The following is a 26,323-nucleotide window of genomic DNA, read 5'->3' on the forward strand; positions in this document are numbered from 1 at the left end:
TGAAACGATATCATTCTAAATATTTAAATGCATAAAATACTCTTTTATTTTCTTTCTTTTACAACTCTAAGTTTCTCTCAATCCCGCTCCATTACTGGTGTGGTCGCTGAGGAGAACAACAAACCATTAGAGTCTGCTAATGTCATTGCAAAACCCTTACAAGAAAAAGCAAGCTTAAAGTTTGCTATTGCTGATAATAAAGGACGCTACCGCTTAGAGCTAGAAAAAGCTGTGAAGTATGAAATTACGGTTTCGTACATTGGGTTTGAAGAGGAAGTGTTTATTCTTGAGGCAGATTCTGTGGTGACTACACACGATTTTACTTTAAAGTCTACCGGAGTTCAACTCAAAGAAATCGTTATCAAACACGAGTTCAAACCCATCGAAATTAAAAAGGATACTATGACGTTTAACGTTAAAAGTTTTGCCAACGGCAACGAACGTAAAATGAAAGAAGTCCTTGAAAAACTTCCTGGTGTTGAAGTCGATAAAAACGGAGGTGTTACCGTACAAGGTAAAAAAGTTACTAAAATGCTTGTTGAGGGCAAATCTTTTTTTGGAGGTGGCTCTAAACTAGCGGTTGAAAACATTCCAGCTGATGCATTGGATAAAATTGAAGTCATTGACCACTTTAATGAAGTGGGTTTTATGAAGCAGGTTTCGGATAGTGATGAGCTGGCCATGAATGTAAAACTCAAAGCCGATAAAAAGAAATTTGTTTTTGGTGATGTTGAGGCTGGTGCCGAAGTAGGTAATGCCGATAATGGTTTTTATCTTGGGCACGCTGCTTTGTTTTATTATGCTCCTAAAACAAACCTAAGTTTTATAGGCGATTTAAACAACATTGGTAAACGCACCTTTACATTTGATGACCTGATGCGTTTTGGTGGTGGTATGAGCACCTTTTTATCGGGTCGAAAATCACTCACTAATTTGTATTCCTTTGCCAATGACAACCAAGATGTGGTGCAGAATGCGTCCCAATTTGGCGCTTTTAATTTTAGCCACGATACTTCATCAAAACTGTCTATTTCTGGCTTTTCTATTTTTTCGAAAGTGTTGACGGCATCGCAAACCGAAAGTAAAAATGAGTATTTGCAAAACAGTGCCATTGCTTTTGAAAACCGACTCCAAGAAGGCACCAATCGCGCTGTTTTAGGAATTGGCAACATCAAACTCGATTATTCGCCTAGCGCTAAAGAAAAATGGTACTACAACGGACAATACCAGTCGAGTAATAATACCATCTCAAACACCATCAACTCAATTACCAATGTCAATGCGAGTATTTTTAAAACACTCAACAAAGCTGATAATACTGCCATAAAACAATACATTGAGTGGCACAAAAGTTACAATCTAAAACACACCACCACTTTAGTAATCAATCAAGCGTACGATTACAACACGCCACGAACCAACTGGTTTACTGATCAGCTTTTTTTGGCAGGATTAATTCCGCTTCAGGATGATAGCGCGTACCGCATTGAACAAGTTAAAAAAGTAAAAACCAATAGCGTTGATGCACTTTTTAAACACTATTGGATTATCAATAATTTCAATCACTTGTACACCAATGTGGGGAATAATTACGGTAATTCCCGTTTAGAAACCACAGAGCAGCAATTATTAACCAACGGGAACGTGAATGATTTTGCTTTGGCTGGTTTTGGGAACTCTATAAAGTACCAATTGAATGATGCTTATGTAGGTTTAGAATACAAGTTCAGAATAGGAAAATGGACTAATAAACCTGGCTTGTACGCGCATTGGTATCATTTAACTACAGATCAAAAGTCAGGAGAGCGAGCACTTACTAAAACACTTTTGCAACCACAATGGAACAGCGATTATGAGTTCAATAAATCAGAATCTTTAAATTTTGTTTACAAACTAGAAAATAGTTTTCCGCTATCCACCCAATTAGCGGAGCAGTTTACCTTGCAAAATTATAACTTGGTGTATAAAGGAAATGCCTTATTGCAAAACGAACGCTACCACAATGCCAACCTGCATTACACGAAAACGAACTTGTATCGCGGGATCACTTGGAACGCAATGGCGAGTTGGAATCAAAAAGTAAGAACGATTCGTAACGAAATTCAATTAGATGGTATCAGTCAGTTCAATACACCAATTTTAAGCGATAATCCCGAAACGAATTACAATGTAAACGGTTCTTTTAGCAAAAAGATATACCGTTTTAACTTGAGGTTCAATACTAATTTTAGTTGGTTTACGTATTTCCAAACACTAAACAATACCGAAACCTTGAACAATAGAAACAATCAAAGGTTGGGCGTAGTACTTCGTACGGCACACAAAAAATGGCCGGGTTTTAGTATAGGATACAACAAAGGATTTAGTCAGTTTTCGGGCTTGACCCAATCTCAGTTTCAAACCGATGCAATTACCTCTGATTTTGACATTACTGTTGCCAAATTTTGGACGTTCAAATGTAGTTACGAAAATCTGAAAAACACCAATAGCAACAAACAGAGTAATTTTTACGACATCGCCAATACATCGTTGCGTTATCAAAAAAAGAACAGCCCTTTTGGATTTGAGTTAATAGCAAACAACCTTTTTGATAACAAGGTAAAAAATGATTTTTCCTTCTCAGATTATCTCATTAGTCAGCGCACCACTTTTGTCTTGCCAAGAGTTTTTATGCTATCTGTAAGTTATAAGCTGTAATTAATTAAAAACTCTCAAAATATCTCCGTTCACTTGTACGCGGTATTGCTTCATAGGATATTGCAAATTGCTCTGTCCGGTAAACAAGCTATAGGTGGCGTTATCGCATCCGCAAACTGCATTAATTCCGTTAATGGTCATAGTCGAGCAGCCGCTAATAGTTTGATTAGGGCAAGCAGCATCAAAGGCATTGTAGCCACTACCCGTGTTAAAAACAATGACTCCTCGCGCGCCAATATTGGGCACATAAACGGCATTACTCACAAATTTTAGGTTGGAGTAGGTAGGTAAATTTAAGTTGAGGTCTAGGGTAAAAGTATAATTAGGAACAAAAGGATTGTTGTTGTTTACACTAGATTCACTGCAGGAAAACAGTAGGGATGCAATCACAATCAGGGAGATATATTTTTTCATTTTAAAATAGTGGTAAAGTATTAGCGAAACAAATTTAATTTATTTAACTTTGACTTATATATGATTAACATATAATTATAGTCGAAAAAAAAAATTTTACAATTTTGTGGAAAGAAATCCCGTCCTGATGGGATTTTTTCTATTTATATAAATAATGAAGTTATGAGCACAGTATCCTATTACACCGCAGACGGATTAAAGAAATTAAGAGAAGAATTAGATTATTTAAAAAGTGTGATGCGTCCAAAAGCATCTGCTGATATTGCTGAGGCGAGAGACAAAGGGGATTTGTCTGAAAATGCAGAGTATGATGCGGCCAAAGAAGCGCAAGGAATGCTAGAAATGCGTATTGCAAAACTCGAAGAAATACATGCCAATGCCCGATTGATTGACGAAAGCAACTTGGACTTGTCTAAAGTTTTGGTACTATCGAACGTAAAGATTAAGAATCAAAACAACGGTATGGAAATGAAATACACCTTGGTAGCAGAAAGCGAAGCCGATCTTAAAACTGGAAAAATTTCGGTAACCTCGCCAATAGGTAAAGGTTTACTAGGGAAATCAGTAGGCGAAGTTGCTGAAATTACAGTACCAAACGGGGTGTTGAAATTTGAAATTCTTGAAATTACCAGAGACTAATTTTGAAATAAAAGTTGAGGTTCAACACCTAAAATTGTAAGTATGTCAAGTATTTTTACGAAAATTATTCAAGGAGAAATTCCATGTTACAAAATTGCCGAAGACGATCGTTTTCTAGCGTTTTTAGATGTGAATCCAAACGCAAAAGGTCACACACTTTGCATCCCAAAACTAGAAATCAATAAGATTTTTGATATGGATGACGATTTGTATTTGGGGCTAATGCAGTTTTCTAAAAAAATAGCAATTGCACTTGAAAAAACAGTTCCTTGTAAACGCGTCGGAATGGCAGTTGTGGGACTCGAAGTTCCACATGCGCACGTGCACTTGATTCCGCTAAACGAAATGGATGAAATGCGTTTTCAAAATAAAGTAACTCTTACCACCGAAGAATTTACTGAACTGGCAGCGGCAATCGCAGCCAATTTGTAAAAATTAAAACACAAAAACTAAAAAAGGAATACGACAAAAACGTATTCCTTTTTTTATGAATTAGAAATAGAGTCTTGTTTGATTTTTAGTAAAACTTGCATGGTAGTTCCTTTGCCAATTTCAGACTGTAACACTTTAATTGTGCCTTTGTGATATTCTTCTACAATTCGTTTGGTTAACGAAAGTCCCAATCCCCAACCGCGTTTTTTGGTTGTAAAACCGGGCTCAAAAATAGTTTGAAACTGTTTTTTTTGAATGCCACTGCCTGTATCTGTAACATTAATTTTTACCGAGTCAGCGTCGGCAACAATAGACAGTTGGAGTTTTCCTTTTCCCTTCATGGCGTCAATGGCATTTTTGACCAAATTTTCTATCGTCCAGCTGTGCAAAATAGGGTTAAGTTGTACCCAAATCGCGTGTTTTGGAGCGCTAAAAGTAAAGTCAATTTGTTTTGAAAACCGAGATTGTAAGTAATCATACGCCTGTTGTGTTTCGTGAACAATATCAGTGCGTTCTAGTTTGGGTTCTGAACCAATTTTTGAAAATCGGTCGGTTATTGTTTGTAGGCGCTCAATGTCTTTTTCTATTTCTTGCGTGATCGAGGTATCCACGTCATCTGCTTTTAAAATTTCAACCCAACCGATCAATGAGGAGAGCGGCGTACCTATTTGATGCGCAGTTTCCTTTGCCATTCCGGCCCACAATTTATTTTGAGTCGCCATTTTGGTACTTCGGTAAAAATTATAAACCAAGCCGCCAAAAAGCACAATTATCAACACCAACGCAAGCGGATAATACTTCAGTTTGTTCAGTAACGAGGAGTTGCCGTAATACAGTTTTTGAAATTTTCCGGGTACATATTCAATAACAATAGGATCATTTTCTGATTTTAAATCTTGTAAAAATGTTTGGGCTTTTATTTTGTTTTTTACAATCTCTTCATCAATGTTAACCGTATTGATAATGCTATCTTTTTCGGTTAAAATGATTGGAATGGAAGTGTTGTTGCTAAATATTTGTAAAGGCAGTTCTACCTCAGTATTTTCATCAGCGTTGATCAATGTTTTTTGCGCCTGCGCCCATAAATTCATCTTTAATCGTTCTTCATTTTTAAAAATTTGAAAAAACGAATAGGTATTCCATAAAATCAAGGAAATGATTAAAAACGAAGCAAAAATGATGACCCATCGGGTGGTGTTTCTACGATCAGAAAACTGCATAAGGAAAATTTTGAATGCTAAATATAACGAAATAAATGGCGTGCTATTTTAGTTTTACCAAAGAATTTTTAACGGCACCACAAGCAAGATAATTTTGTTTAAAATGTAGCAAGCCATTCTAAAAACCAAATTCATTTACTTACTTTTGTATGCTACAGTAAAAAAATGTCTTTATGCTAACGATAGATCCTAAAAGTATTTCTACAGCTCAATTACAAGGTTATTTGCAAGGTTCAGTAGGTCCAAGACCTATTGCATTTGCCAGTACAATGGATGCCGATGGCAATGCCAATGTATCACCGTTTAGTTTTTTTAATGTCTTTAGTGCCAATCCGCCTATTCTTATTTTTTCGCCAGCACGTCGTGTTCGAGACAATACTATTAAACACACGCTTATTAATGTTGAGGCAACTAAAGAGGTGGTGATTAATGTGGTGAATTATGATATTGTACAGCAAATCTCGTTGGCTAGTACTGAATATGCTGACGGTGTTGATGAATTTGTTAAATCAGGATTAACACCTGTAGCTTCTGATATTGTAAAACCGTATCGAGTAAAAGAATCTCCGGTACAATTTGAGTGCAAAGTCAATCAAATCATTGCTTTGGGTTCTGAGGGTGGTGCAGGTAACTTAGTCGTGTGCGAAGTAGTAAAAATTCATATTGACGAGGCCGTTTTAGACAGTAACGGAGCTATAGATCAACATAAAATTGACTTGGTGTCGCGTTTGGGTGGCAATTGGTATTCTAGATCCAATCAAGGACTTTTTGAAGTGCCAAAACCACTAGCAACCTTAGGAATTGGAGTAGATGCAATACCCGATTTTATCAAGCAAAGCCCCGTGTTTAACGGAAACGATTTAGGAATTTTAGGAAATGTTGAAGCCTTGCCTACAACCGAAGAAGTTAGTATATTTGTACAACAAAATTTTGCAGTAAAAGCCGTTTTGAGCTCCGATGATCCTGAAAAAGTACAGCTCGAAGCTAAAAAATACTTGAACGAAAATGATGTTGACTCAGCATGGAAAGTCCTTCTAGCTGAGCCTAGTAAACAGAGCAAAAACAATTAATATAGAGAAGATGGAAGTAACAGGAAAAATTAAAATGATTGATCAAACTAAAGAAGTTGGATCAGGCGGTTTCAAAAAAAGAGACGTTGTAGTTACAACTGATGAGCAATATCCGCAGCACATTTCGGTACAATTTGTACAAGATAAATGTGATTTGTTGAATAATTTTCAAGTAGGGGAGTCAGTAAAAATTGATATCAATTTAAGAGGTAGAGAGTGGACTAACGCACAAGGCGAAACGGTTTATTTCAACACTATTCAAGGTTGGAGAATTGGGAAATTGCAAGCAGAAAGCGCTGCAGCTCCACAAATGCCACCTATGCCTGCTGCACAAGCTTTTGCACCAGCAACAAACTTAAACGAAGAAGAAGCAGACGATTTACCGTTCTAAAATAAACTTCCAAATTATTGAAATTCCAAATTCCAACTTGAACCTGTTTTCATTTCGGGATTTGGTTTTTTTTTGAGCTAATTGCGCCGTTTTTTCAATTGATCTAATCATGCATTACCTTTCTGAAACACTTTATTTCCCTGACGTTAACCAAGCCAATCGCGATGGAATTCTTGCTATTGGTGGCGATTTGTCTCCTGAGCGCTTGCAGTTAGCCTACAAAAGTGGCATTTTTCCGTGGTTTGAAACCGGTGATCCTATTCTTTGGTGGTCGCCTAACCCAAGAATGGTTTTATTTCTTGAGGAGTTAAAAATTTCCAAAAGCATGCGCAACATTCTAAATAAAGGTGAATTTTCGGTTACCTTCAATCAAAATTTTAGAGATGTGATTTCCTACTGTCAAAAAGTAAAACGCGACGGTCAAAACGGTACTTGGATTACTAATGACATGATTGATGCTTATTGCAAATTGCACTACTTAGGCATTGCAAAATCAGTAGAAGTGTGGCAAGATGACATCTTAGTTGGCGGTTTGTATGGCGTTGATTTGGGTCATATTTTCTGTGGCGAAAGCATGTTTTCGTTAGTTTCTAATGCTTCTAAAGTGGCGTTTATTGTCTTGGTAAATCACTTGAAAAATGAAAATTATAAGCTGCTCGATTGCCAAGTATACAACCCGCATCTCGAAAGTTTGGGTTGCAGAGAAATTCCTCGCGAGGAGTTTATGCGAATTTTGCAGCAGCAGTAGGGCCTATTTCCAGCTGTGTGTTACAAGTCCTCCTTCAAAGTCTTATTTTTTCTAAAGCCATCAAAGGAGCTTCCTGTCGGTCGCTCTTTGCTGTCTATAAAAAATAGCCTTTTCAGTCCGAGTTTTTCACGTCCATCTGGGGCAGGGAATTTCGTTTCCAACAATTTTCTACATGATCATCAACCATGCCTGTGGCTTGCATGAAGGCATACATAACAGTGGAACCAACAAATTTAAAACCTCGTTTTTTTAAATCCATGCTTATAGAATCAGAAATTGGTGAAGTAGCAGGAACTTCTTTTAAAGTTCTTGGAGAGTTTTTAATTGGCGTGTGATTGACAAATGCCCATATATAAGTTGAGAAACTTCCAAATTCTTCTTGAATTTTAATGAAATTTTGCGCGTTGGTCACTGCAGAATAAACTTTGAGTTTGTTGCGAATGATACCTGCATCTTGTAGTAACTCAAGAATTTTGTCATCAGAATATTTCGCAATTTTTTTATAATCAAACTGGTCAAAAGCAGCTTTGAAATTTTCTCTTTTGTTCAAGATGGTAATCCAGCTTAGGCCTGCTTGAAAGGTTTCAAGGAGTAAAAATTCAAATAGAGTAGTGTCATCATATATAGGAACACCCCATTCTTCGTCATGGTATTTCATGTATAAATCACTAGAATGACACCAGCCACAACGTATTTTATCAGCGGTGATCATTCTTTATCAGAGGCTAAATAATTTTTTATCATATAGTGACCTAGATAAATTAAGGGAGTCAAGAGGATGGCTGTGCCAAGCTTAAAAGTATAGCCAGTTAAGGCTGAGGTTAGGAAGGTTTCAAAGTTGATTTTGCCTGGTAACCAAAAAGCAATTCCCAAAACAATAAAAGAATCAAATAATTGCGATATGACGGTTGAACCTGTGGCTCTCAGCCATATTTTGTTGTTTCCAGTTCGATTTTTGAAAAACCAAAAAACAGTAACATCTATTAATTGTGATACAAGAAAAGCAATAATGCTCCCCACAATTATCCACATACTTTGACCGAAAACGGCGGTAAACTGAGCATCGTTTACTGGGCTAATTCCTTTTGCTGCAGGAATAGTAATGGCTAGGAATAAAATAATAAACGAATATGCAATTAAGCCAGCAGTGATTAAGGATAATTTTTTCACTCCTTTTTCGCCAAAATAATCGTTGATTAAATCTGTAGTCAAAAACACAATAGGCCAAGGCAAAATACCGATACTCATTACAAATGGCCCTAATTGAATTAGTTTGCCGCCGATCAATTCAGCAGTAACGGCATTGGTGATAAATATTCCAGCAAGGATGATAAAGACAAGTTCTTTTTTGGTTTTGAACATAGAATTAACTTTTTCCAAATTTAATCATTTAATTGAATTTTCAGTTGTCGGTAATTTCAAATAAAAAACCCCATTTCAACAAAATTGAAATGGGGTTGTGTTTTAATTTGATTGCAAGTATAATTGCATCAAATATATTTATTATCCTAAAGATGCTCTTTTGAAACCTGTAATTTCAACATTGAAACCTTTAACATAATCACCTACTTTTTTACTATCATCTTTGATGAAGTTTTGATCAAGTAAAGCTTTTTCTTGGTCTAAAGTAGTGTTGTCAGAGATAAAACGTTGGATTTTACCAGGAATAATTTTGTCCCAAATTTGCTCTGGTTTACCTTCAGCTTTCAATTCAGCTTTAGCATCTTCTTCAGCTTGTTTGATAACTTCTTCAGTTAATTGAGAGAAAGAAATGTATTTAGGAACATTTTTTAAAGTTTTTCCTAAACGTTTTGCTTCTTCATTTTCTTTTTCAATGATCGCAATACGAGCTGCTAATTCAGACTCAACAAAAGCAGGATCAAAATCTTTGTAAGATAATGTATCAGCTCCCATTGATGCTACTTGCATAGAGATATCTTTAGTCAAAACTTCAGCATTTGGTACAGCTGCAGAAATAGCAGTTAATGCAGCAATTTTGTTAACGTGAACATAAGATCCAACGAAAGCACCTTCTAAAATTTCAAAACCACCGATTTCGATTTTTTCACCGATAACACCAGTTTGTTCGATCAATTTTTCAGCAACAGTCATTCCGTTGAAATCTGATGCTAAAAATTCTTCTTTAGATGAGAAGTTGATCGCTTTTTCAACTAATTCTTTAGCCAAAGTTACGAAAGATTCATTTTTCCCTACGAAATCTGTTTCGCAGTTTAAAGTGATGATAGCTCCTTTAGTTTTATCAGCATTGATAAAAGAAACAGCAGCTCCTTCAGAAGACTCACGGTCAGAACGGTTAGCAGCAACTTTTTGACCTTTTTCTCTAAGGTTTTGGATCGCTTTATCGAAATCTCCCTCCGCTTCAACTAAAGCTTTTTTACAGTCCATCATTCCGGCACCTGTAGTTTGTCTTAATTTGTTTACGTCTGCAGCAGTAATTGTTGCCATAATATTTTGAATTTTAATGTTAAAAGTAAAAATTCCAATTTTCAAATCCCAAATTCCAATGTTATCAGAAAGTTATTTTCTGATTTTGGAATTTGGAATTCAAAATTTGGAATTCAAAATTTGATTTATTCTTCAGTTGCAGTTGCAGCTGGAGCTTCTGTAGTTTCAGTAGCTGGAGCAGCAACTTCAGCAGTAGCTTCAGTTTCTTTTTCAGTACCTCTATCAGAAAGACCTTCGATAATTGCAGCAGTAACTAAAGTTAAAATTTTATCAATTGATTTAGAAGCGTCATCATTTGCAGGAATTACATACTCTACTTCACGTGGATCAGAGTTAGTATCAACCATTGCGAAAACTGGAATGTTTAATTTTTGAGCTTCTTTTATAGCGATATGTTCTGCTTTGATATCTACTACGAACAATGCAGCCGGTAGTCTAGACATGTCAGCGATTGAACCTAAGTTTTTCTCTAATTTAGCACGAAGACGATCAACTTGCAAACGCTCTTTTTTAGATAAAGTCATGAAAGTACCATCTTTCTTCATTTTATCAATAGTAGCCATTTTTTTAACAGCTTTACGGATAGTTACAAAGTTAGTTAGCATTCCACCAGGCCATCTTTCAGTGATGTAAGGCATGTTTGCAGCTTTTGCTTTATCAGCAACGATATCTTTTGCTTGTTTTTTGGTAGCAACGAATAATATTTTTCTACCTGATGCAGCGATTTTTTTCAAAGCTTCGTTAGCCTCTTCAATTTTTGCTGCTGTTTTATATAGGTTGATAATGTGAATACCATTACGCTCCATATAAATGTAAGGAGCCATGTTTGGATCCCATTTTCTAGTCATGTGTCCGAAGTGAACACCTGCTTCTAGTAAGTCTTTAACTTCTATTTTGTTTGCCATTTTTGTTCTAGTTTACGTTCTGTTGATTAGCAATAAGCTTCTTTGATACGACTTTCAGACCTGTGTCTGCCTGACTTTCAGCTTATTTAGATGCTAAACTATTTCCTACCTCGGTAGGAGAGCAACAACAACTGTGTTTTTAAATTTATACTGAAATTTTTTCAGCATTTTTTTAATAATTTCAAGGTATATAAAAATAGATCTTGAAATAAATTTGATATTAACGTTTAGAGAACTGGAATCTCTTACGAGCTTTCTTCTGACCGAATTTCTTACGTTCAACCATTCTTGGATCTCTTGTTAATAAACCTTGTGGTTTCAAAATTCCTCTGTTTTCAGCATTAACTTCACACATTACACGTGCTAATGCCATTCTTACAGCTTCTGCTTGACCATTTGATCCACCTCCGTAAACGTTCACTTTTACATCAAAGTTACCTACATTCTCTGTCATAGACATTGGTTGTAATACTTTGTACTGTAAAGTTGCAGTTGGGAAATACGTTTCGAATGCTTTTTTGTTTACAGTGATTACTCCTGTTCCTTCTGAAACGTAAACACGTGCAACAGCCGTTTTTCTTCTACCGATTTTGTGAATAACTCCCATTACTTAAGATCGTTAAGGTTAACTGTTCTAGGTTTTTGAGCGCCTTGTTTGTGCTCTGATCCTACAACAACATTTAAATTTCTAAAAAGTTCAGCTCCTAATTTGTTTTTAGGTAACATTCCTTTTACAGCTTTTTCTACTAATAATGCAGGGTTTTTCGCTTGCAATACTTTAGCAGTTAAACTTCTTTGACCTCCTGGGTAACCAGTGTGACGGATGTATGTTTTTTCATCCATTTTGTTACCTGTAAGGTTGATTTTTTCTGAGTTGATAACAATTACGTTATCACCGCAGTCCACGTGTGGTGTGTAACTTGGCTTGTACTTACCTCTTAAAATCATTGCGACTTTTGAAGCAAGACGACCTAAGTTGTGACCTTCTGCATCTACAACAATCCACTCTTTAGTAACGGTGGCTTTGCTTGCTGACTGTGTCTTGTAGCTTAATGCGTCCATAATATATTTTTAATTAAACATTCCATCCCCAATAAAGGGGTTGCAAAAGTACAATTAATTATTTTAAATGCAAATACCTGAAAAGATTATTTTAGAAACGGTTGTGTGCTGATTATCAAACGGATATTAATTGCCTGTTTGGTTTACCTTATTTCTTTTTTGTTTTAGGTAACTGCTTTGCATTCAATAGATTTTATTTTTCGTGGTTTTTTTTGATTTTTCGCGTTTTTTTATGCTAAATCCGTATCAAAAATGGTTATTTTTGTCAATTAGACACATTGTATTTTAATTATTGCTACATTGTGTTCGTTTTTTAAAACTAACTACGCACAACCTAGCTCCTATGAAAGCCAAAGCAACTCTAAAACAAATTGCCAAAGAACTTAATGTTTCTGTTTCAACAGTTTCTAAAGCACTAAATGATAGTCCAGAGATTAGTGACCAAACTAAGATTAAGATTAAGGAATATGCCAAGCTTAAAAATTACAAACCGAATGTGATTGGTTTGAATTTGAAGAACAGAAAAACGAAAACAATTGGTGTTATTATTCCTAATATTTTAAATTCCTTTTTTGCTAAAGTGTTTAGCGGAATAGAGAAAGTTGCTGATGAAAAAGGATACAACGTTATTATGTGTATCTCCAACGAATCGTCAGAAAAAGAGGCACACACGCTCGAAATGTTAAGTAATGGTACTACAGATGGTTTTATAGTTTCAGTGTCTGAAGAGGCGCAAAAAAATGAGGATTACCAGCATTTTTCTGCGATTATTAATGACGGTACTCCAATTGTAATGTTTGATCGTATTGCCGAAGGTGTCGATTGTGATAAAGTAATCGTAGATGATTTTGATTCTGCACTGAATGCTACGCAACATTTGATTGATTTAGGTTGCAAAAAAATTGCGCTTTTCTCATCGGTTGATAATTTGAGTGTAGGTAAATTGCGTGCCGAAGGTTATTTGAAAGCTTTAGCCGATAATAATATCGCTGTAGATGAATCGATCATCATTCGTACCGATGCTGAAGAAGATTTAAAAAATAAGGTTGATGCTGTTTTTGCTCAAGGTATTGATGGTATTTTTGCCTTGGAGGAAAACGATTCGGTAGCAGCTTTGCGATTTGCAGTTAAAAAGGGATTTCGAGTTCCAGAAGATATTTCGATCATTGGATTTGCGGACGGAATTTTGGCCTCGCGCCGATTGTCACCTAGTTTAACTACGGTAAGTCAGCACGGAATTGAAATAGGAGAAGTAGCGGCTACTTTATTGATTGACCGTTTAGAGTCAAATGAGGAACACTTACCATATGAAACGAAAGTGATTAAAACTAAATTGAAGGAGCGTGAATCTACGCGATTGGTATAAAGCAAAAAATATTTACTTTAAAAAAAAACTCTAATCAGTTCGATTAGAGTTTTTTTACGTCTTATTATTAATGTGCTTCGAGCCAATCTTTTCCTTTTCCAATCTCCACCTCTAATGGAACAGTTAGTTGAAAAGCGTTTTCCATTTCGTGTTTAATCATAGGTTGAATGGCGTCGAGTTCATCGTTGTAAACATCAAAAACAAGTTCGTCATGTACTTGAAGGAGCATTTTGCTTTTCCAGTTTTCATTAGTCAACTTTTTATGAATGTTGATCATGGCAATTTTGATAATATCGGCGGCGCTACCTTGAATTGGTGCGTTTACTGCATTTCGTTCAGCTCCACCGCGAACGATCGCGTTTTGCGAATTGATATCTTTTAAATACCTACGACGCCCGACAATGGTTTGTACGTAGCCATTGTCTCGAGCAAAATCAACCTGATCTTGTATGTATGATTTTAATTTAGGATACGTTTGGTAATAGGCTTCGATCAAATCAGCACTTTCTTTGCGTGACAAATTGGTTTGATTACTCAATCCGAACGCCGAAACCCCATAAATGATTCCGAAATTCACTGTTTTGGCATGACTACGTTGTTCGCGAGTTACTTCTTCTAAAGGGACATTAAATACTTTTGATGCCGTTGATTTATGTATGTCTTCTTTGTTTTGAAAAGCTTTTATCATATTCTCTTCGCCACACAAAGCGGCAATCACGCGAAGCTCAATTTGAGAGTAATCCGCCGAAACTAAGGTGTAGTTTTCATCTCTAGCAACAAATGCTTTCCTTATTTGGCGACCACGTTCGGTACGAATTGGGATGTTTTGCAAGTTAGGATTGTTTGAGCTCAAACGTCCTGTTGCTGCTACCGTTTGCATGTAATCGGTATGAATGCGTTTTGTAGCAACATCAACTTGATTCGGTAGGGCATCTACGTAGGTGTTTTGTAGTTTTACTAGTTGACGCCAATCTAAAATATCTTTTACAATTGGATTTTCGGCGGCTAAATAACTTAGGATTTCTTCGCCTGTCGCATATTGTCCTGTTTTGGTCTTTTTTTGCTTAGCGCCACCTATTTTCAATTTGTCAAATAAAATATCTCCAAGTTGTTTTGGTGAAGCTAAGTTGAATTTTTCACCTGCGGCTTCGTAGATGTTTTGCTCTAGCTTTTTTATATCTTCTGTTAGGTTTTGCGAAAGCGATTGCAAGAAAGCTACATCCACACGAATGCCTTCGCGCTCCATATCGGCTAAAACTTTAACTAATGGAATTTCGATATCGTCAAATAATTTTTTTGTTCCGGTGTTGTCTAATTCTGTTGTAAATAATTCTTTGAGTTGAAAGGTAACATCGGCATCTTCTACGGCGTATTCTTTGATTTCCTCAAGAGCCACATCGCGCATTGACTTTTGGTTTTTCCCTTTTTTACCAATAAGTTCTTCAATTGATTGCGGGCTGTATTGCAAATAGGTTTCGGCTAAAATATCCATATTGTGACGCATGTCAGGATTGATCAAGTAATGCGCTATCATGGTGTCAAATAGTTTTCCTTTTACAGTGATGCCATAATTAGAAAGTATTTTGAGATCGTATTTTAGATTTTGACCAATTTTTTCAATGTTTTCGTTTTCAAAAAAGGGAAGAAACTTGGCAGCAAGTACTTGTGCTTCTTCTTGATTTTCGGGAAACGGAACATAAAACCCTTTTCCTTTCTCAAACGAAAATGAAATTCCTACCAATTCTGCATGTAGCGCATCAAGGCCGGTAGTTTCGGTATCAAAACAAACAGAAATTTGATTTTGTAGATTTTGCAATAGCAAGCGCAATCCTAAATCACCTTGAATGATTTGATAAGCGTGTGGTGTCGTTGCCAATGTGTTATAAAAAGTGGTGCGACTAACAGCGTCTTCATCAGTTGTTGCTGCTCCAAATAAATCAAACTGGTCGTCGTTTTTAGTGCTTTTTTTGTAGAGCTTCGCGTCGTTAGTAACTTCAGTTGTACCGTTGTTTTGCGATGGATTCTTAAAAATGGCATCAAATTGCTCGGCCATTCGTCTAAATTCTAATTCGTTAAACAGTGCATCTGTTTTTTCAACATCAGGAGTAGATAATTCATAATCAGTCTCGTTGAAAGTGACTGGACAGTCTAATAAAATGGTTGCTAATTTTTTAGAAAGTAAACCCAACTCTGAATTCGCCTCAATTTTGGTTTTGATAGCGCCTTTGAGTTCATGGGTGTTGGCTAATAAATTTTCAATTGAACCGTACTCGGCTAGGAATTTTTTAGCAGTTTTTTCGCCCACACCCGGTAATCCCGGGATGTTATCGGCAGAGTCGCCCATCATTCCTAAGTAATCAATTACTTGCTCGGGTCTTTCAATTTCAAATTTTTCAAGTACCTCTGGAATACCCCAAATTTCAATTCCATTACCCATTCGGGCAGGCTTGTACATGAAGATATTTTCAGATACTAATTGTGCAAAATCCTTGTCTGGCGTAACCATGAAAACTTTAAAATTTTCTTTCTCAGCTTGTTTGGCTATCGTACCAATTAAATCATCGGCTTCGAAACCGGCTACTTCAATGATAGGAATGTGCATGGCTTTTAGCAATTCTTGTATATAAGGAACGGCAATTTTAATCGCCTCTGGTGTGGCATCTCTATTGGCTTTGTATTCCGGGAAAAGTTCGTTTCGAAGCTCGCTACCTCCTTTGTCAAAAGCAACTGCCAAATGATCTGGTTTTTCTCTTTTGATGACATCCATTAACGAATTCATAAATCCCATAATTGCAGAGGTGTCCATGCCTTTTGAGTTAATTCTTGGATTTTTAATAAAAGCATAATATCCTCTAAAGATCAAGGCGTAGGCATCGAGCAAGAAAAGTCTTTTTTGTACTGACATAAGTTTGAATTTGTAAAGATTTCAAAAGTACAAAACTTAGAAGACAATGTGCAGAGGGGCTAGCAAATCTTTTGGTATAATCAGCTCGTGATATTTTTTTAGGATGCTGTTTTTTTTCGTCTCTAAAAAGCTACTCATTGCTTTATAATTCAAATTTAAACATATAACTATCTAGATAAAATATAAGAAATAAGTTATATTTTGATAAAAAATATGTATTTCATCGATTTTATTTGTTTTTAATCGATAATATTAATTAGTTTTGACTTAAGATTTAAAAACATACTTTTTTATAATTTGAAACTCATTTGTTATGAAAAAAAATTACTTTACCTCAAGAAAATTACAAAGCTGTCTTTTGTTTTTCATGATATTGACTGCAACGGTTTCTGCGCAAGTGGGTGTTGGTACAATTACTCCAGATGCAAGTTCAGTATTGGATGTTTCATCAACTACTCAGGGAATGCTTACTCCAAGAATGACAACTGCACAAAAAAATGCAATTGCTTCGCCAGCGGATGGATTAATGGTGTATGATACTGATTTGAAAGCTTTTTGTTATTACAATCAATCAGTGACTGCTTGGACGCAAATGAATAGCGCCACTACGGGTCGATTAAAGTTTAAAAGAATAAAATCTTCTGATGTCCTATCCACTGTTTTGGCGGCAGAATTAGCTAATGGCGGTGGCTCAAAATATGTTTTAGATAGTGGCACGTATTATGAAATCAATGGCACAATAAATGTAAATTTCCCTATTGACCTAAACAATGCTTATTTAGTAGGATTGGACGCTAATGAGGATGTACTATTTAAATCAAGTGGTACCTTATTTGAGGGTGCGACGGGAGGAACCGTAAAAAATCTAGGTATTGCAGGAGGGAGTGCTGTTTTTAATTTGGTGGCGTCGGGTAACACACAAACTTTTATATTTAGAGATTCTATCGTTTCAGGCTCAGCCAATGTTGGAACAATAAGTGGTTTTGGATTAGTGTTTTTCTCAGTGATAAATTATTCTGGAAATACAACAGGAATTACTTTTGGCACTTCAACTAGAGTTTTGTTGAGTAATACTGCTTGGTTTGGTAACAACACTGGTACTTTTGAAAAGTTTACAGGCACATTTTCTTTTATTCAAAAGCAAGGTGGCTTCTGTGAAGTAAATGGATCAGCCATGGGGGTAGATGTTTCTTCAAATCCAATAATAACAGGAGATGCGGTTATGGAATCAGTTGTTTTTACTGGAACTAATACTGAGGGTTATGTTGGTCGATATGCTACGGGCAGTTATGCAGGCTATAATTTTAATAATAGTTGGAATGTACGTTGCGCTGGGATACCAACTGAAACCGATGCTGTTGCTGCCGGTGATTTTACTTTTGATTATCCTGTTGGTCAAGGGGTTCAGACAACTTTTTCGGGGAGTTCGATTAATCCAACTGCTATTTTAAAAGTTGCGGGTGTGTCTGCATCAACAAATTTGTTTCGATTTTCTACAGGAGGTGTTAGTAACCGATTAGTTTACGATGGTAAAAAGAAAAGACTTTTCCAAGTAACTGGTTCTATTTCATTTCAAGTACCTAACCCAGGAACGTACATTATCTACATTGCTAAAAATAATCAAGTTATTAATCAGTTTAAGATTTATGGGCGCGGGTTAATTACAAATGACATCGTAATAGTGCCTTTAGATGCGTTAGTAGAATTATCTAACTCAGATTATGTAGAAGTTTATGCTCAAAGATTAGTGTCAACTTTTAATGGCGATAGTATTATTACGCCCAATCTAACTTTGATTGTTAAATAGTATAGTTGTGAATATCATAAAGACACATCATTGATTTTTTAATGGTGTGTTTTTTTGTTTTGCATTTTTAGTAAAAGAATTTCATTATGCTTAACCGACCGTTAAATTTTAATTAATGCTCCCTTGGTTTAATCAAATCTTTCGTTATTTTGTCCAAAAATAAATTTTAATGATTTTTCGTGTCGTATTTATTAGTTTGATTCTTTTTGTATTAGAATTATATACTTATCAGTTTCTTAAAACTTTAATTAAAAGCAAACCGGTGGTGTTGTCCTTGCAAGGATTAAGTGTTTTAATTTTAATCTATATTGTTTATGCACTCACTCAGTTTGATCGAAGTGTGGGGCAAACTCAACAAACAATGTTTACCATGGGATTGTTGTTGGTGGTTTATGTGCCAAAGTTGCTCATTACTATCGTGCTATTAGGAGAAGATGTTTACAGATTGTTTGTGGGAACTATTCACTTTTTTGGAAACTACGACAAAGACGCCGCTTTTTTTGATTCCCGTAGAAAATTTATTAGTAAGATAGGTTTAGGTCTTGCTGCAGTCCCTTTTCTCTCACTAATTTATGGAGTAACCATTGGGAAATACAATTACAAAGTAATAAAGCAGCGTATTTTTTTTCCAGATTTACCAGATGTATTTGATGGTTTTACAATTACTCAAATATCAGATGTTCATAGCGGAAGCTTTGATAATCCTGAGAAAATTAAATATGCTATTGATTTAGTGAATGAGCAAAATTCAGATATCATCTTGTTTACAGGTGATATTGTCAATACACATGCTAAAGAAATGCACCCTTGGATTGAAACTTTCAATAAAATTAAAAGTCATCCATTTGGTAAGTTTGCGGTGCTTGGTAATCACGATTATGGCGAATATGTAACTTGGCCTAATGAGGCAGAAAAAGAAGCCAATTTTCAAGCTATAAAAAAACTATACGGCGATATTGATTTTAAATTGTTGCTGAACGAGCATACGTTTATCAAAAAAGGAACAGATCAATTGGCTTTGATTGGAGTGGAGAATTGGGGACATAATTTTAAGCAAGCTGGTGACTTAAAAAAAGCTTCGGGTTCATTAACCAAACAAGATTTTAAGATATTAATGAGTCACGATCCTTCGCATTGGGACAAAGTTGTTCAACATGACGATAAACATTATCATCTTACGCTGTCAGGACACACACACGGTATGCAGTTTGGTATCGAGATTCCAGGATATTTTAAATGGAGTTTAGTGCAATATGTGTACACACAATGGGCAGGATTGTACGAAAACCTTGGGCGATATGTTTATGTTAATCGAGGATTCGGTTTTCATGCCTACCCAGGTCGAGTAGGTATCATGCCTGAAATTACAGTTATAGAACTAAAAAAAGGTGTAAGTATCGCATAATTGGTTAAAAATGCTACATTTGTAATACAACTAACTTTTTGTAGTTAATTTTCAAAATTAAATTTTTGGTTTTATGTCAAAATTTGGAGAACTAATCAATGCTCGAATTCCGGTTTTAATAGATTTTTATACCGATTGGAGTGAGCCTTCAGTATCAATGCATCCTGTAATAAGAGATGTGGCGGCGGCGCTTGGTGATAAAGCAAAAGTCATAAAAATTGATGTCGATAAAAACAAAGAGTTGGCAGACGCATTGCGTATTAAAGGGCTTCCTACCTTAATGATTTATAAAGAAGGCCAAATGGTTTGGAGACAATCAGGTGAGTTGGACGCCAATACCATTATTAGTTTAGTGCAAGAGCAAGTTTAAAATAGGTGTACGGTATCACAACGGTTTACACGCAAAATTGTGCTGTTGTAAGTATTCCAAAAGTTTTGGTAATACGTACTGTAAATTATTGAATGCTTTTTTGCTGTCGTGAAAAACGATAATACTTCCTGGCAGAATTCCGGTTAATACATTTTTTAAGCACTGTTCTTTGGTAATTGTGGTGTCAAAGTCTGCACTTAAAATATCCCACATTACAATTCGATATCCCAATTGGCGAGCTGTTTTAGATTGCTTAGGTTTTATTTTGCCGTAAGGCGGTCTAAATAATAACGGTAATTGATTTGTGGTGGTTACTTTGTCAAGTTCGATTTGACAATTTATAATATTATCTTCATATACTTTATTTTGAGTCGTCCAGCCGTTTAAATGATTTTGGGTGTGATTGCCTATGCGATGACCTGAGCTATTGATTTGCGCAATAATTTCTGGATTTGCTGCTACATTGTCTCCAATACAAAAAAACGTAGCTTTGCAATGGTATTTTTGTAATTGAGCAAGTACCCAAGGCGTGATTTCTGGAATCGGACCGTCATCAAAAGTTAAATATACGGCACGTTCTTTTGTGTCAATACTCCAAATGTATCGGCGAAATAAACGCTTGATAAGCCAATTTGTTTTAACCCAATAGAAGTTCATAAAGCCTGTTTTGTTTGTGAATTTTGGTGCAAGTACGTTTTGAAGTAATGTTTTATTAATGTTTGTAAATAAAAAGAGTGTTTTAGTAATAGACTTAGTGGACTATTCTAAAACACTCTTTTGTTATGGGCTCAATCTTTTATTCCAAATCACGTTGAAAACGCTCAAACATTTTAATATAAGTGTTAAAGCTAACTTTGTTTTTGTTGTAAAAAGCCAAATCGCCATTTGTTTTCATGACTGTTAATAAACTTCTGTATCGTTCAATATCAGTAATAATTGGAATTGCAATACTTGACTGTTCAGATGATTTTAATCCGCCATAATAATTTAAGTTTTCTTGGTATTTTTTGACCAATTGATTCAAAAGCTGTTGTGCTTTTTTAGTTTCGCCAACTTTGTAATAACCATCTGCAAAAGGCTCTACTAGTGAGTAATACCCAAAATATTCAACAGGCATTTTAGTCATCGCTAACTCAATGATGTTTTTTGCCTTGTCTTTTTTGCCTTCAGCAATAAGTTGTAACATAAGCCTAGAAAGATTGGCTCTGTAGGTTATACTGTTGCGTCTGGTTTCTGGATCGTGGTAAATGTTTGGACTTTCGCCATTACCCCAATCCCATTTCATTACTTTGGCATACATATTATCAGTATCAAGTTGCCCCATTTCAAGCGGACTAGCATCTTTTGCTAATGCGGTTTTAATAGGAACCAATTTGTAAACCATACCTTCTAACTGAAGATAGTCTTTCATCCAAAGATAATCTTCACTGTCTGATGAACCACCACTAAAATAGATTGGTCTTTTCCAGTTGTTATTGGCAATAAGGTCCAGCATCATTAGCCTATTTTTGTATAGTGCGTTTCCTTTAATTTCGATATCTAATGATGATAATATTGAATCATTAAACTTAGGATTAACTACTTTGTTTTTAATGATGGTATTTTTGTCTACAGGAATTCTGATTTTGTTAGTCGGATAAAAATGAATCGTTTGTCCATTTTGCATGTCCACTGTTGATTGCGGATTTTTGATAAAGTTAATCAAGTCCTTAACATCCCATCGGCTCTCTACTTTAGGAATATGGGCTACATAATCTAACTTGTCACCTACATAATCATCGTGTTTAAATGAAATCGGTAAAGGATCTGACTCGTACGTTTTGGTTTTCATTTGGTCAATGTACCAATCTGTCATAAATAGACTAGTGTTTACAATTTTTACATCGGTTCGAACGCCTTCAATTTCTTGGGCATACCAAAGTGGGAAGGTATCGTTGTCTCCAATGGTAAATAAGATAGCATTGGGGTCGCACGATTCTAAATACGCTTTTGCCATTGCTACGGCAGTATATTTGCCAGAACGATCATGATCGTCCCAGTTTTGTGAAGCCATTAATACCGGTGCGGCTAGTAAAGTAGCAGCAATAATTGCTGGTCCTGCAATTTTTGGAGCTAAGTATTTTTGAGCACTTTCGTATAATGCGTATACTCCAAAACCAATCCAAATAGCAAATACATAGAATGATCCAACTAGGGCGTAGTCGCGCTCTCTTGGTTCAAATGGTCTTTCGTTTAAGTAAATCTTTAGAGCGATTCCGGTAAATAGAAACAAGGAAAGCAGAACATAAAAGCTTTTGCGATCTTTGCTAGCATGATACATCAATCCGATTAGACCTAAAATAAATGGTAAAAAGAAATAAACATTGCGTCCTTTATTGTTTAGTACATCTGACGGTAGATTTTCTTGACTACCTAAATGTAGTTCATCGATAAACGAAATTCCGCTTAACCAGTTCCCGTCTAAGTAATCGTAGCGACCTTGAACATCATTTTGACGTCCAACAAAGTTCCACATTAAATACCTCCAGTACATGTAACCAAATTGGTATTCAATCATGAAGCCTAAGTTGTCTGCCGTTGTTGGTTTTTCAACAATTAAATAGTCACCATAGCTTTTCAGGAATTTTACATAGCCTTCGTTATCAATTTGATTCTGAGCATAAGCTTGTCTGAACTCATTTACAATTTTCTCCGTTTCATTTTTTAATTGTGCAATGGCTTTGTTATAATCCTCTTCGCTTAACTGACTTGGGTCAATACCATATTTACCTAAATCATCTTCGTAAGGATATTCAGGATTCAATCTAAACTCAGGCGGATTGCTGAAATTTATGTAGTTTTCGATATGCGCATCACTCCACATTCTTGGCAGAATGGTCTTGTGGTTGTCATCAGTGTTTTGAGCAGCGTTTTTAAAATTGTTTACAATAACATATTTTCCTGTTTTGTAATCACGCTCGTAATTAGGTGCTTTGTCCAAATAAGGTTTGTCTTTGTCTAAACCAGCAAAATTTTCAGTGTATTGAGGTCCATAAAACAAAGGGTTTACTCCGTATTGTTCTCTGTTGTAGTAGGCCAAAACTTCGCTTGCATCTGATGGTTTGTTTTCATTAATTACTGTATCGGCATTTGCTCGTATAGGAAGCATCATCCAAGTCGAAAATCCAATTAAGATAAAAAGAACACAAAGCAATACTGTATTGTACGTTACTAATCCTTTTTCCTTTGTAATTTTTAAACCAAAATAAAAGAAAACCACCAACAATAAGGTAACAAATAATGTTCCTGAATCAAAAGGTAGGCCTAAGCTGTTTACCATAAACACTTCGGTTTTCCCAAAGAATCCCATGGTTAGAGGTAATAAAAGTTTGAAAATGAATAGCAAAATCGCAATTACGATGATATTTGCTAGAATAAAGTTTTTAATAGTAACAACTTTGTAATTTTTAAAAAAATATAAAAATCCTATTGCAGGAATAGTCAATAGTGCCATAAAGTGTACTCCAAATGAAAGGCCAACAACCAATGAAATGACTAACAACCATTTATTTCCTCGTGGACTATCCATGTCTTGTTCCCATCTCAATCCCAACCAAAATAGTAAAGCAATAAATAGAGAGGCCATTGCGTATACTTCAGCTTCAACAGCATTGTACCAAAAACTGTCCGAAAACGTATAAGCAAGTGCGCCTACAAAGGAACTTCCTAATACAACTATATCATTATAATTATGGTTATCTTGATTTGAGGTGTTACTTGTGTCTGTTGCAGATACAATGCTAATTAATTTTTTTAACAAAAGCGTCGATGACCAAAACATAAATAAAATGGTAAAAGCACTCGAGAAAACAGACATCATATTAACCATTAATGCCACGTGCGCTGGGTCAGTAGCAAACATGGCAAAAAAAGCACCCATCATTTGGTATAAAGGTGCTCCTGGTGGGTGACCAACCTCCAACTTGGCTGCTGTGGCAATGTATTCACCGCAATCCCAAAAGCTCATTGTAGGTTCAACGGTCAAAGTGTAGGTTAATAATGCGATCCCAAATGTGAACCATCCTAAAATGGTATTCCATTTTTTGAAATTGAATACTGCTTTATCCATGTACTATTTTTTAATTAAATTGTAGGATACAAAGAAAATGTTTTTTTGTTTAACCTTCGTTGCATTAACATTATTTTCTGGAAAAGAGTATCGAATTAATAACTCTCTGACAATGAATTATTTTCGTCTACGTAGTGCTTTTAGCTCAAAAAAAAATCAATTTTTTTTCATAAAAAGTTGAAAAAAGTTTGCGCAAACTAAAAAATAGTCTAAATTTGCACTCGCTAAGGAACAATAGCGACTTAGTAATCAAATTTGGTCTATGGTGTAATGGTAACACAACTGTTTTTGGTGCAGTCTTTCTAGGTTCGAGTCCTAGTAGACCAACAAATAAAACCTCTCAATTTTTGGGAGGTTTTTTTGTTTTAGGATAATTTTGTTTGAGATGTAAAAGAATGTTTTTGGATATAGAGCTCCAATTAGAATGTAATTTTATGAAATATAAGCAATAAGCGATCTTTTTAAGGTGTGCTAATATTTCAAATTACAAAAAAAAGACTATCTTTGCACCGTTATTTATTAAAATCTAGATAATGAGGGGACTAAATGTCCCCTCTTTTTATAAAAATATGACATTTAAAGAAAAAGTAAATTCCGTATTAAACGAAGCCTTGGCCGAGAAGCCTGCTTTGTTTTTAATAGATCTTGTTATCACCGATGCCTACAAGGTAATTGTTTCGCTTGATGGCGATCAAGGTGTTGTGTTGCAGGATTGTATTGATGTGAGTCGGTATATCGATAATCATTTAGATCGTGAGGAGCAAGATTATTCTTTAGAAGTAGCCTCGGTTGGGGTAGGATCTGCTTTAAAAATGGTGCGTCAATACAAAAAAAATATTGGTCGCACATTAATTGTAAAGACTGGTACAGAAATAATTGAAGCAGAATTAGTAGATGCTAATGATGATTTTGTAATTTTGTCCTGGAAAGCAAGAGAACCAAAGAAAATAGGAAAAGGAAAAGAAACAGTTCAGAAAGAATTACAACTTTCTTACGCAGATATAAAAGAAGCAATTGTTACAGTAACATTTTAATTAAAGAATTCGCATGGAAAATTTAGCATTAATCGATTCATTCTCAGAGTTTAAAGATGATAAACTTATTGATCGTGTAACGCTTATGGCAATTTTGGAAGATGTATTTAGAAATGCATTAAAGAAAAAATACGGTTCAGATGATAATTTCGATATCATTATTAATCCTGATAAAGGTGATATGGAGATATGGCAAAGAAGAGTAATCGTTGCGGATGAAGATCTAGATTTTGATCATTTAGAAATTACTTTAACCGAAGCTAGAAAAATTGAGCCTGATTTTGAAATTGGCGAAGAGGTTTCGGAAGAGGTGAAATTAATTGATTTAGGTCGTAGAGCTATTTTAGCATTGCGTCAGAATTTAATTTCGAAAATACACGAACACGATAGCACCAATTTATACAAGCAATTCAAAGATTTAATTGGCGATATTTATACTGCAGAAGTACACCATGTACGTCCTAGAGTAGTTATTTTGGTTGATGATGAAGGAAATGAAATTGTATTGCCAAAAGAAAAACAAATTCCATCTGACTTTTTCCGTAAAGGAGATAATGTAAGAGGAATTATTGAAAGTGTTGAATTAAAAGGAAACAAGCCGCAAATTATTATGTCTAGAACTTCTGAGAAGTTTTTAGAAAAATTATTTGAGCAAGAAATTCCAGAGGTTTTCGATGGTTTAATCATGGTTAAAAAAGTGGTGCGTATTCCTGGTGAAAAAGCAAAAGTAGCTGTTGATTCATACGATGATCGTATTGACCCAGTAGGTGCTTGTGTGGGAATGAAAGGATCACGTATTCACGGTATTGTAAGAGAGTTAGGTAATGAGAATATTGATGTAATCAATTATACAAACAACTTGCAATTATTTATTACAAGAGCTTTAAGTCCAGCAAAAGTATCTTCTATTAAAATTAATGAAGAAACAAAAAGAGCTGAAGTTTTCTTGAAATTAGAAGAAGTTTCAAAAGCCATCGGTCGTGGTGGTCACAATATTAAATTAGCGGGATTATTAACTGGTTATGAGCTAGATGTAATTCGCGAAGGCGATGTGGCTGGCGCTACAGCTGATGAGGACGATGTTGAATTAACAGAGTTTTCAGATGAAATTGAGGATTGGGTTATTGAAGAGTTTGCAAAAATTGGTTTAGATACTGCTAAAAGTATCTTAAGTCAAGATGTTGACGATTTAGTGCGTAGAACTGACCTAGAAGAGGAAACAATTCTAGATGTAATTAGAATATTGAAAGAGGAATTTGACAGTTAGTCATTAGTTCTTCAACG

Annotated in this window: 23 protein-coding genes and 1 tRNA gene; 13 read left to right on the forward strand and 11 right to left on the reverse strand. The window is 35.4% G+C overall.

What is annotated here, in order from left to right:
* Positions 1 to 27 precede the first annotated feature (27 nt).
* Positions 28 to 2,697 (forward strand): carboxypeptidase regulatory-like domain-containing protein, encoded by a 2,670-nt coding sequence (locus tag G9Q29_RS02610; RefSeq protein ID WP_166132992.1) that lies wholly within the window; start codon positions 28 to 30, stop codon positions 2,695 to 2,697.
* On the opposite strand, the gene G9Q29_RS02615 is transcribed toward G9Q29_RS02610, so the two are convergent.
* On the reverse strand, positions 2,698 to 3,111 hold the full coding sequence (locus tag G9Q29_RS02615; protein WP_166132994.1) for a Rieske (2Fe-2S) protein: 414 nt from the start codon (positions 3,109 to 3,111) through the stop codon (positions 2,698 to 2,700).
* Between the two features lie 162 nt (positions 3,112 to 3,273).
* Between G9Q29_RS02615 and greA the strand changes: the two genes are divergently transcribed.
* Together greA and G9Q29_RS02625 are read left to right on the forward strand one after the other, a co-directional pair.
* Entirely contained in the window at positions 3,274 to 3,750 is a 477-nt protein-coding gene (gene greA, locus G9Q29_RS02620) for a transcription elongation factor GreA (RefSeq protein WP_166132997.1), read from the forward strand.
* Positions 3,751 to 3,792: 42 nt separating this feature from the next.
* The gene (locus tag G9Q29_RS02625) at positions 3,793 to 4,182 is read left to right on the forward strand and encodes an HIT family protein (protein WP_166132999.1); all 390 of its coding nucleotides are present in this window, start codon (positions 3,793 to 3,795) and stop codon (positions 4,180 to 4,182) included.
* Between the two features lie 53 nt (positions 4,183 to 4,235).
* Here the strand turns inward: G9Q29_RS02625 and G9Q29_RS02630 are convergent, their stop codons facing one another.
* Positions 4,236 to 5,402 (reverse strand): sensor histidine kinase, encoded by a 1,167-nt coding sequence (locus G9Q29_RS02630; RefSeq protein ID WP_166133001.1) that lies wholly within the window; start codon positions 5,400 to 5,402, stop codon positions 4,236 to 4,238.
* Positions 5,403 to 5,575: 173 nt separating this feature from the next.
* On the opposite strand from G9Q29_RS02630, the gene G9Q29_RS02635 reads away from it, so the two are divergent.
* From G9Q29_RS02635 to aat, 3 genes are all read left to right on the forward strand, one after another.
* On the forward strand, positions 5,576 to 6,472 hold the full coding sequence (locus G9Q29_RS02635) for a flavin reductase family protein (RefSeq protein ID WP_166133003.1): 897 nt from the start codon (positions 5,576 to 5,578) through the stop codon (positions 6,470 to 6,472).
* Between the two features lie 10 nt (positions 6,473 to 6,482).
* Entirely contained in the window at positions 6,483 to 6,863 is a 381-nt protein-coding gene (locus G9Q29_RS02640; protein ID WP_166133005.1) for a DUF3127 domain-containing protein, read from the forward strand.
* 109 nt (positions 6,864 to 6,972) lie between these two features.
* A complete protein-coding gene (gene aat, locus G9Q29_RS02645) occupies positions 6,973 to 7,611 on the forward strand; it encodes a leucyl/phenylalanyl-tRNA--protein transferase (protein WP_166133007.1) in 639 nt (212 codons plus the stop codon).
* Between the two features lie 112 nt (positions 7,612 to 7,723).
* Here aat and G9Q29_RS02650 read toward each other — a convergent pair whose 3' ends face one another.
* The 6 genes from G9Q29_RS02650 to rplM form a co-directional block, all read right to left on the reverse strand.
* A complete protein-coding gene (locus G9Q29_RS02650) occupies positions 7,724 to 8,323 on the reverse strand; it encodes a DNA-3-methyladenine glycosylase I (RefSeq protein WP_166133009.1) in 600 nt (199 codons plus the stop codon).
* Positions 8,320 to 8,973: a queuosine precursor transporter gene (locus tag G9Q29_RS02655; protein ID WP_166133011.1), complete on the reverse strand. Its 654-nt coding sequence runs from the start codon at positions 8,971 to 8,973 to the stop codon at positions 8,320 to 8,322. Before G9Q29_RS02655 ends, G9Q29_RS02650 begins: the two co-directional genes overlap by 4 nt.
* A 141-nt stretch (positions 8,974 to 9,114) precedes the next feature.
* Positions 9,115 to 10,077, reverse strand: coding sequence for a translation elongation factor Ts (tsf, locus tag G9Q29_RS02660; RefSeq protein WP_166133013.1), 963 nt, complete (start codon positions 10,075 to 10,077; stop codon positions 9,115 to 9,117).
* Between the two features lie 125 nt (positions 10,078 to 10,202).
* Positions 10,203 to 10,982 carry a 30S ribosomal protein S2 gene (gene rpsB / locus G9Q29_RS02665; protein ID WP_166133015.1) on the reverse strand — a complete coding sequence of 260 codons (780 nt, stop codon included), beginning with the start codon at positions 10,980 to 10,982 and terminating at the stop codon, positions 10,203 to 10,205.
* Between the two features lie 220 nt (positions 10,983 to 11,202).
* Positions 11,203 to 11,589 (reverse strand): 30S ribosomal protein S9, encoded by a 387-nt coding sequence (gene rpsI, locus G9Q29_RS02670; RefSeq protein ID WP_166133017.1) that lies wholly within the window; start codon positions 11,587 to 11,589, stop codon positions 11,203 to 11,205.
* On the reverse strand, positions 11,589 to 12,044 hold the full coding sequence (gene rplM, locus G9Q29_RS02675) for a 50S ribosomal protein L13 (RefSeq protein ID WP_166133019.1): 456 nt from the start codon (positions 12,042 to 12,044) through the stop codon (positions 11,589 to 11,591). The genes rpsI and rplM overlap by 1 nt, the downstream gene beginning before the upstream one ends.
* A gap of 343 nt (positions 12,045 to 12,387) precedes the next feature.
* On the opposite strand from rplM, the gene G9Q29_RS02680 reads away from it, so the two are divergent.
* Positions 12,388 to 13,410, forward strand: a complete 1,023-nt coding sequence (locus G9Q29_RS02680) for a LacI family DNA-binding transcriptional regulator (protein WP_166133021.1) — start codon at positions 12,388 to 12,390, stop codon at positions 13,408 to 13,410.
* Positions 13,411 to 13,477: 67 nt separating this feature from the next.
* Here G9Q29_RS02680 and polA read toward each other — a convergent pair whose 3' ends face one another.
* Positions 13,478 to 16,315, reverse strand: coding sequence for a DNA polymerase I (gene polA / locus G9Q29_RS02685; protein WP_166133023.1), 2,838 nt, complete (start codon positions 16,313 to 16,315; stop codon positions 13,478 to 13,480).
* 313 nt (positions 16,316 to 16,628) lie between these two features.
* Between polA and G9Q29_RS02690 the strand changes: the two genes are divergently transcribed.
* The 3 genes from G9Q29_RS02690 to G9Q29_RS02700 all read left to right on the forward strand — a co-directional run bounded on the left by G9Q29_RS02690 (position 16,629) and on the right by G9Q29_RS02700 (position 19,897).
* Positions 16,629 to 18,122, forward strand: a complete 1,494-nt coding sequence (locus G9Q29_RS02690) for a hypothetical protein (protein WP_166133025.1) — start codon at positions 16,629 to 16,631, stop codon at positions 18,120 to 18,122.
* Between the two features lie 169 nt (positions 18,123 to 18,291).
* Complete coding sequence (locus G9Q29_RS02695) at positions 18,292 to 19,527, forward strand: metallophosphoesterase (RefSeq protein ID WP_166133027.1); 1,236 nt, start codon at positions 18,292 to 18,294, stop codon at positions 19,525 to 19,527.
* A 73-nt stretch (positions 19,528 to 19,600) separates the two neighbouring features.
* Positions 19,601 to 19,897 carry a thioredoxin family protein gene (locus tag G9Q29_RS02700; protein WP_166133029.1) on the forward strand — a complete coding sequence of 99 codons (297 nt, stop codon included), beginning with the start codon at positions 19,601 to 19,603 and terminating at the stop codon, positions 19,895 to 19,897.
* Between the two features lie 15 nt (positions 19,898 to 19,912).
* On the opposite strand, the gene G9Q29_RS02705 is transcribed toward G9Q29_RS02700, so the two are convergent.
* Together G9Q29_RS02705 and G9Q29_RS02710 are read right to left on the reverse strand one after the other, a co-directional pair.
* A complete protein-coding gene (locus tag G9Q29_RS02705; protein ID WP_166133031.1) occupies positions 19,913 to 20,554 on the reverse strand; it encodes a polysaccharide deacetylase family protein in 642 nt (213 codons plus the stop codon).
* Positions 20,555 to 20,693: 139 nt separating this feature from the next.
* Positions 20,694 to 24,005 carry a glycosyltransferase family 117 protein gene (locus G9Q29_RS02710; protein WP_166133033.1) on the reverse strand — a complete coding sequence of 1,104 codons (3,312 nt, stop codon included), beginning with the start codon at positions 24,003 to 24,005 and terminating at the stop codon, positions 20,694 to 20,696.
* A gap of 256 nt (positions 24,006 to 24,261) precedes the next feature.
* Between G9Q29_RS02710 and G9Q29_RS02715 the strand changes: the two genes are divergently transcribed.
* The 3 genes from G9Q29_RS02715 (at position 24,262) to nusA (ending at position 26,306) form a co-directional block, all read left to right on the forward strand.
* Positions 24,262 to 24,332: transfer RNA gene (locus G9Q29_RS02715), tRNA-Gln, on the forward strand.
* Positions 24,333 to 24,574: 242 nt separating this feature from the next.
* On the forward strand, positions 24,575 to 25,039 hold the full coding sequence (gene rimP / locus G9Q29_RS02720) for a ribosome assembly cofactor RimP (protein ID WP_187038231.1): 465 nt from the start codon (positions 24,575 to 24,577) through the stop codon (positions 25,037 to 25,039).
* A gap of 13 nt (positions 25,040 to 25,052) precedes the next feature.
* Positions 25,053 to 26,306, forward strand: coding sequence for a transcription termination factor NusA (gene nusA / locus G9Q29_RS02725; protein ID WP_166133037.1), 1,254 nt, complete (start codon positions 25,053 to 25,055; stop codon positions 26,304 to 26,306).
* The last annotated feature ends 17 nt before the right edge of the window (positions 26,307 to 26,323 follow it).

The sequence above is a fragment of the Flavobacterium turcicum genome, from assembly GCF_011365745.1.
GTDB classification, from domain to species: domain Bacteria; phylum Bacteroidota; class Bacteroidia; order Flavobacteriales; family Flavobacteriaceae; genus Flavobacterium; species Flavobacterium turcicum.

Excerpts from the sequence above, each read along its gene's own strand:
- greA (WP_166132997.1), top strand. The coding sequence starts at position 3,274 with ATGAGCACAGTATCCTATTACACCGCAGACGGATTAAAGAAATTAAGA.
- G9Q29_RS02610 (WP_166132992.1), top strand. The coding sequence starts at position 28 with ATGCATAAAATACTCTTTTATTTTCTTTCTTTTACAACTCTAAGTTTC.
- rpsB (WP_166133015.1), bottom strand. The coding sequence starts at position 10,982 with ATGGCAAACAAAATAGAAGTTAAAGACTTACTAGAAGCAGGTGTTCAC.
- G9Q29_RS02700 (WP_166133029.1), top strand. The coding sequence starts at position 19,601 with ATGTCAAAATTTGGAGAACTAATCAATGCTCGAATTCCGGTTTTAATA.
- G9Q29_RS02625 (WP_166132999.1), top strand. The coding sequence starts at position 3,793 with ATGTCAAGTATTTTTACGAAAATTATTCAAGGAGAAATTCCATGTTAC.
- nusA (WP_166133037.1), top strand. The coding sequence starts at position 25,053 with ATGGAAAATTTAGCATTAATCGATTCATTCTCAGAGTTTAAAGATGAT.
- G9Q29_RS02690 (WP_166133025.1), top strand. The coding sequence starts at position 16,629 with ATGAAAAAAAATTACTTTACCTCAAGAAAATTACAAAGCTGTCTTTTG.
- G9Q29_RS02635 (WP_166133003.1), top strand. The coding sequence starts at position 5,576 with ATGCTAACGATAGATCCTAAAAGTATTTCTACAGCTCAATTACAAGGT.
- G9Q29_RS02615 (WP_166132994.1), bottom strand. The coding sequence starts at position 3,111 with ATGAAAAAATATATCTCCCTGATTGTGATTGCATCCCTACTGTTTTCC.
- G9Q29_RS02695 (WP_166133027.1), top strand. The coding sequence starts at position 18,292 with ATGATTTTTCGTGTCGTATTTATTAGTTTGATTCTTTTTGTATTAGAA.
- aat (WP_166133007.1), top strand. The coding sequence starts at position 6,973 with ATGCATTACCTTTCTGAAACACTTTATTTCCCTGACGTTAACCAAGCC.
- G9Q29_RS02650 (WP_166133009.1), bottom strand. The coding sequence starts at position 8,323 with ATGATCACCGCTGATAAAATACGTTGTGGCTGGTGTCATTCTAGTGAT.
- polA (WP_166133023.1), bottom strand. The coding sequence starts at position 16,315 with ATGTCAGTACAAAAAAGACTTTTCTTGCTCGATGCCTACGCCTTGATC.
- G9Q29_RS02640 (WP_166133005.1), top strand. The coding sequence starts at position 6,483 with ATGGAAGTAACAGGAAAAATTAAAATGATTGATCAAACTAAAGAAGTT.
- rimP (WP_187038231.1), top strand. The coding sequence starts at position 24,575 with ATGACATTTAAAGAAAAAGTAAATTCCGTATTAAACGAAGCCTTGGCC.
- G9Q29_RS02655 (WP_166133011.1), bottom strand. The coding sequence starts at position 8,973 with ATGTTCAAAACCAAAAAAGAACTTGTCTTTATCATCCTTGCTGGAATA.
- tsf (WP_166133013.1), bottom strand. The coding sequence starts at position 10,077 with ATGGCAACAATTACTGCTGCAGACGTAAACAAATTAAGACAAACTACA.
- rpsI (WP_166133017.1), bottom strand. The coding sequence starts at position 11,589 with ATGGGAGTTATTCACAAAATCGGTAGAAGAAAAACGGCTGTTGCACGT.
- G9Q29_RS02630 (WP_166133001.1), bottom strand. The coding sequence starts at position 5,402 with ATGCAGTTTTCTGATCGTAGAAACACCACCCGATGGGTCATCATTTTT.
- G9Q29_RS02705 (WP_166133031.1), bottom strand. The coding sequence starts at position 20,554 with ATGAACTTCTATTGGGTTAAAACAAATTGGCTTATCAAGCGTTTATTT.
- G9Q29_RS02710 (WP_166133033.1), bottom strand. The coding sequence starts at position 24,005 with ATGGATAAAGCAGTATTCAATTTCAAAAAATGGAATACCATTTTAGGA.
- G9Q29_RS02680 (WP_166133021.1), top strand. The coding sequence starts at position 12,388 with ATGAAAGCCAAAGCAACTCTAAAACAAATTGCCAAAGAACTTAATGTT.
- rplM (WP_166133019.1), bottom strand. The coding sequence starts at position 12,044 with ATGGACGCATTAAGCTACAAGACACAGTCAGCAAGCAAAGCCACCGTT.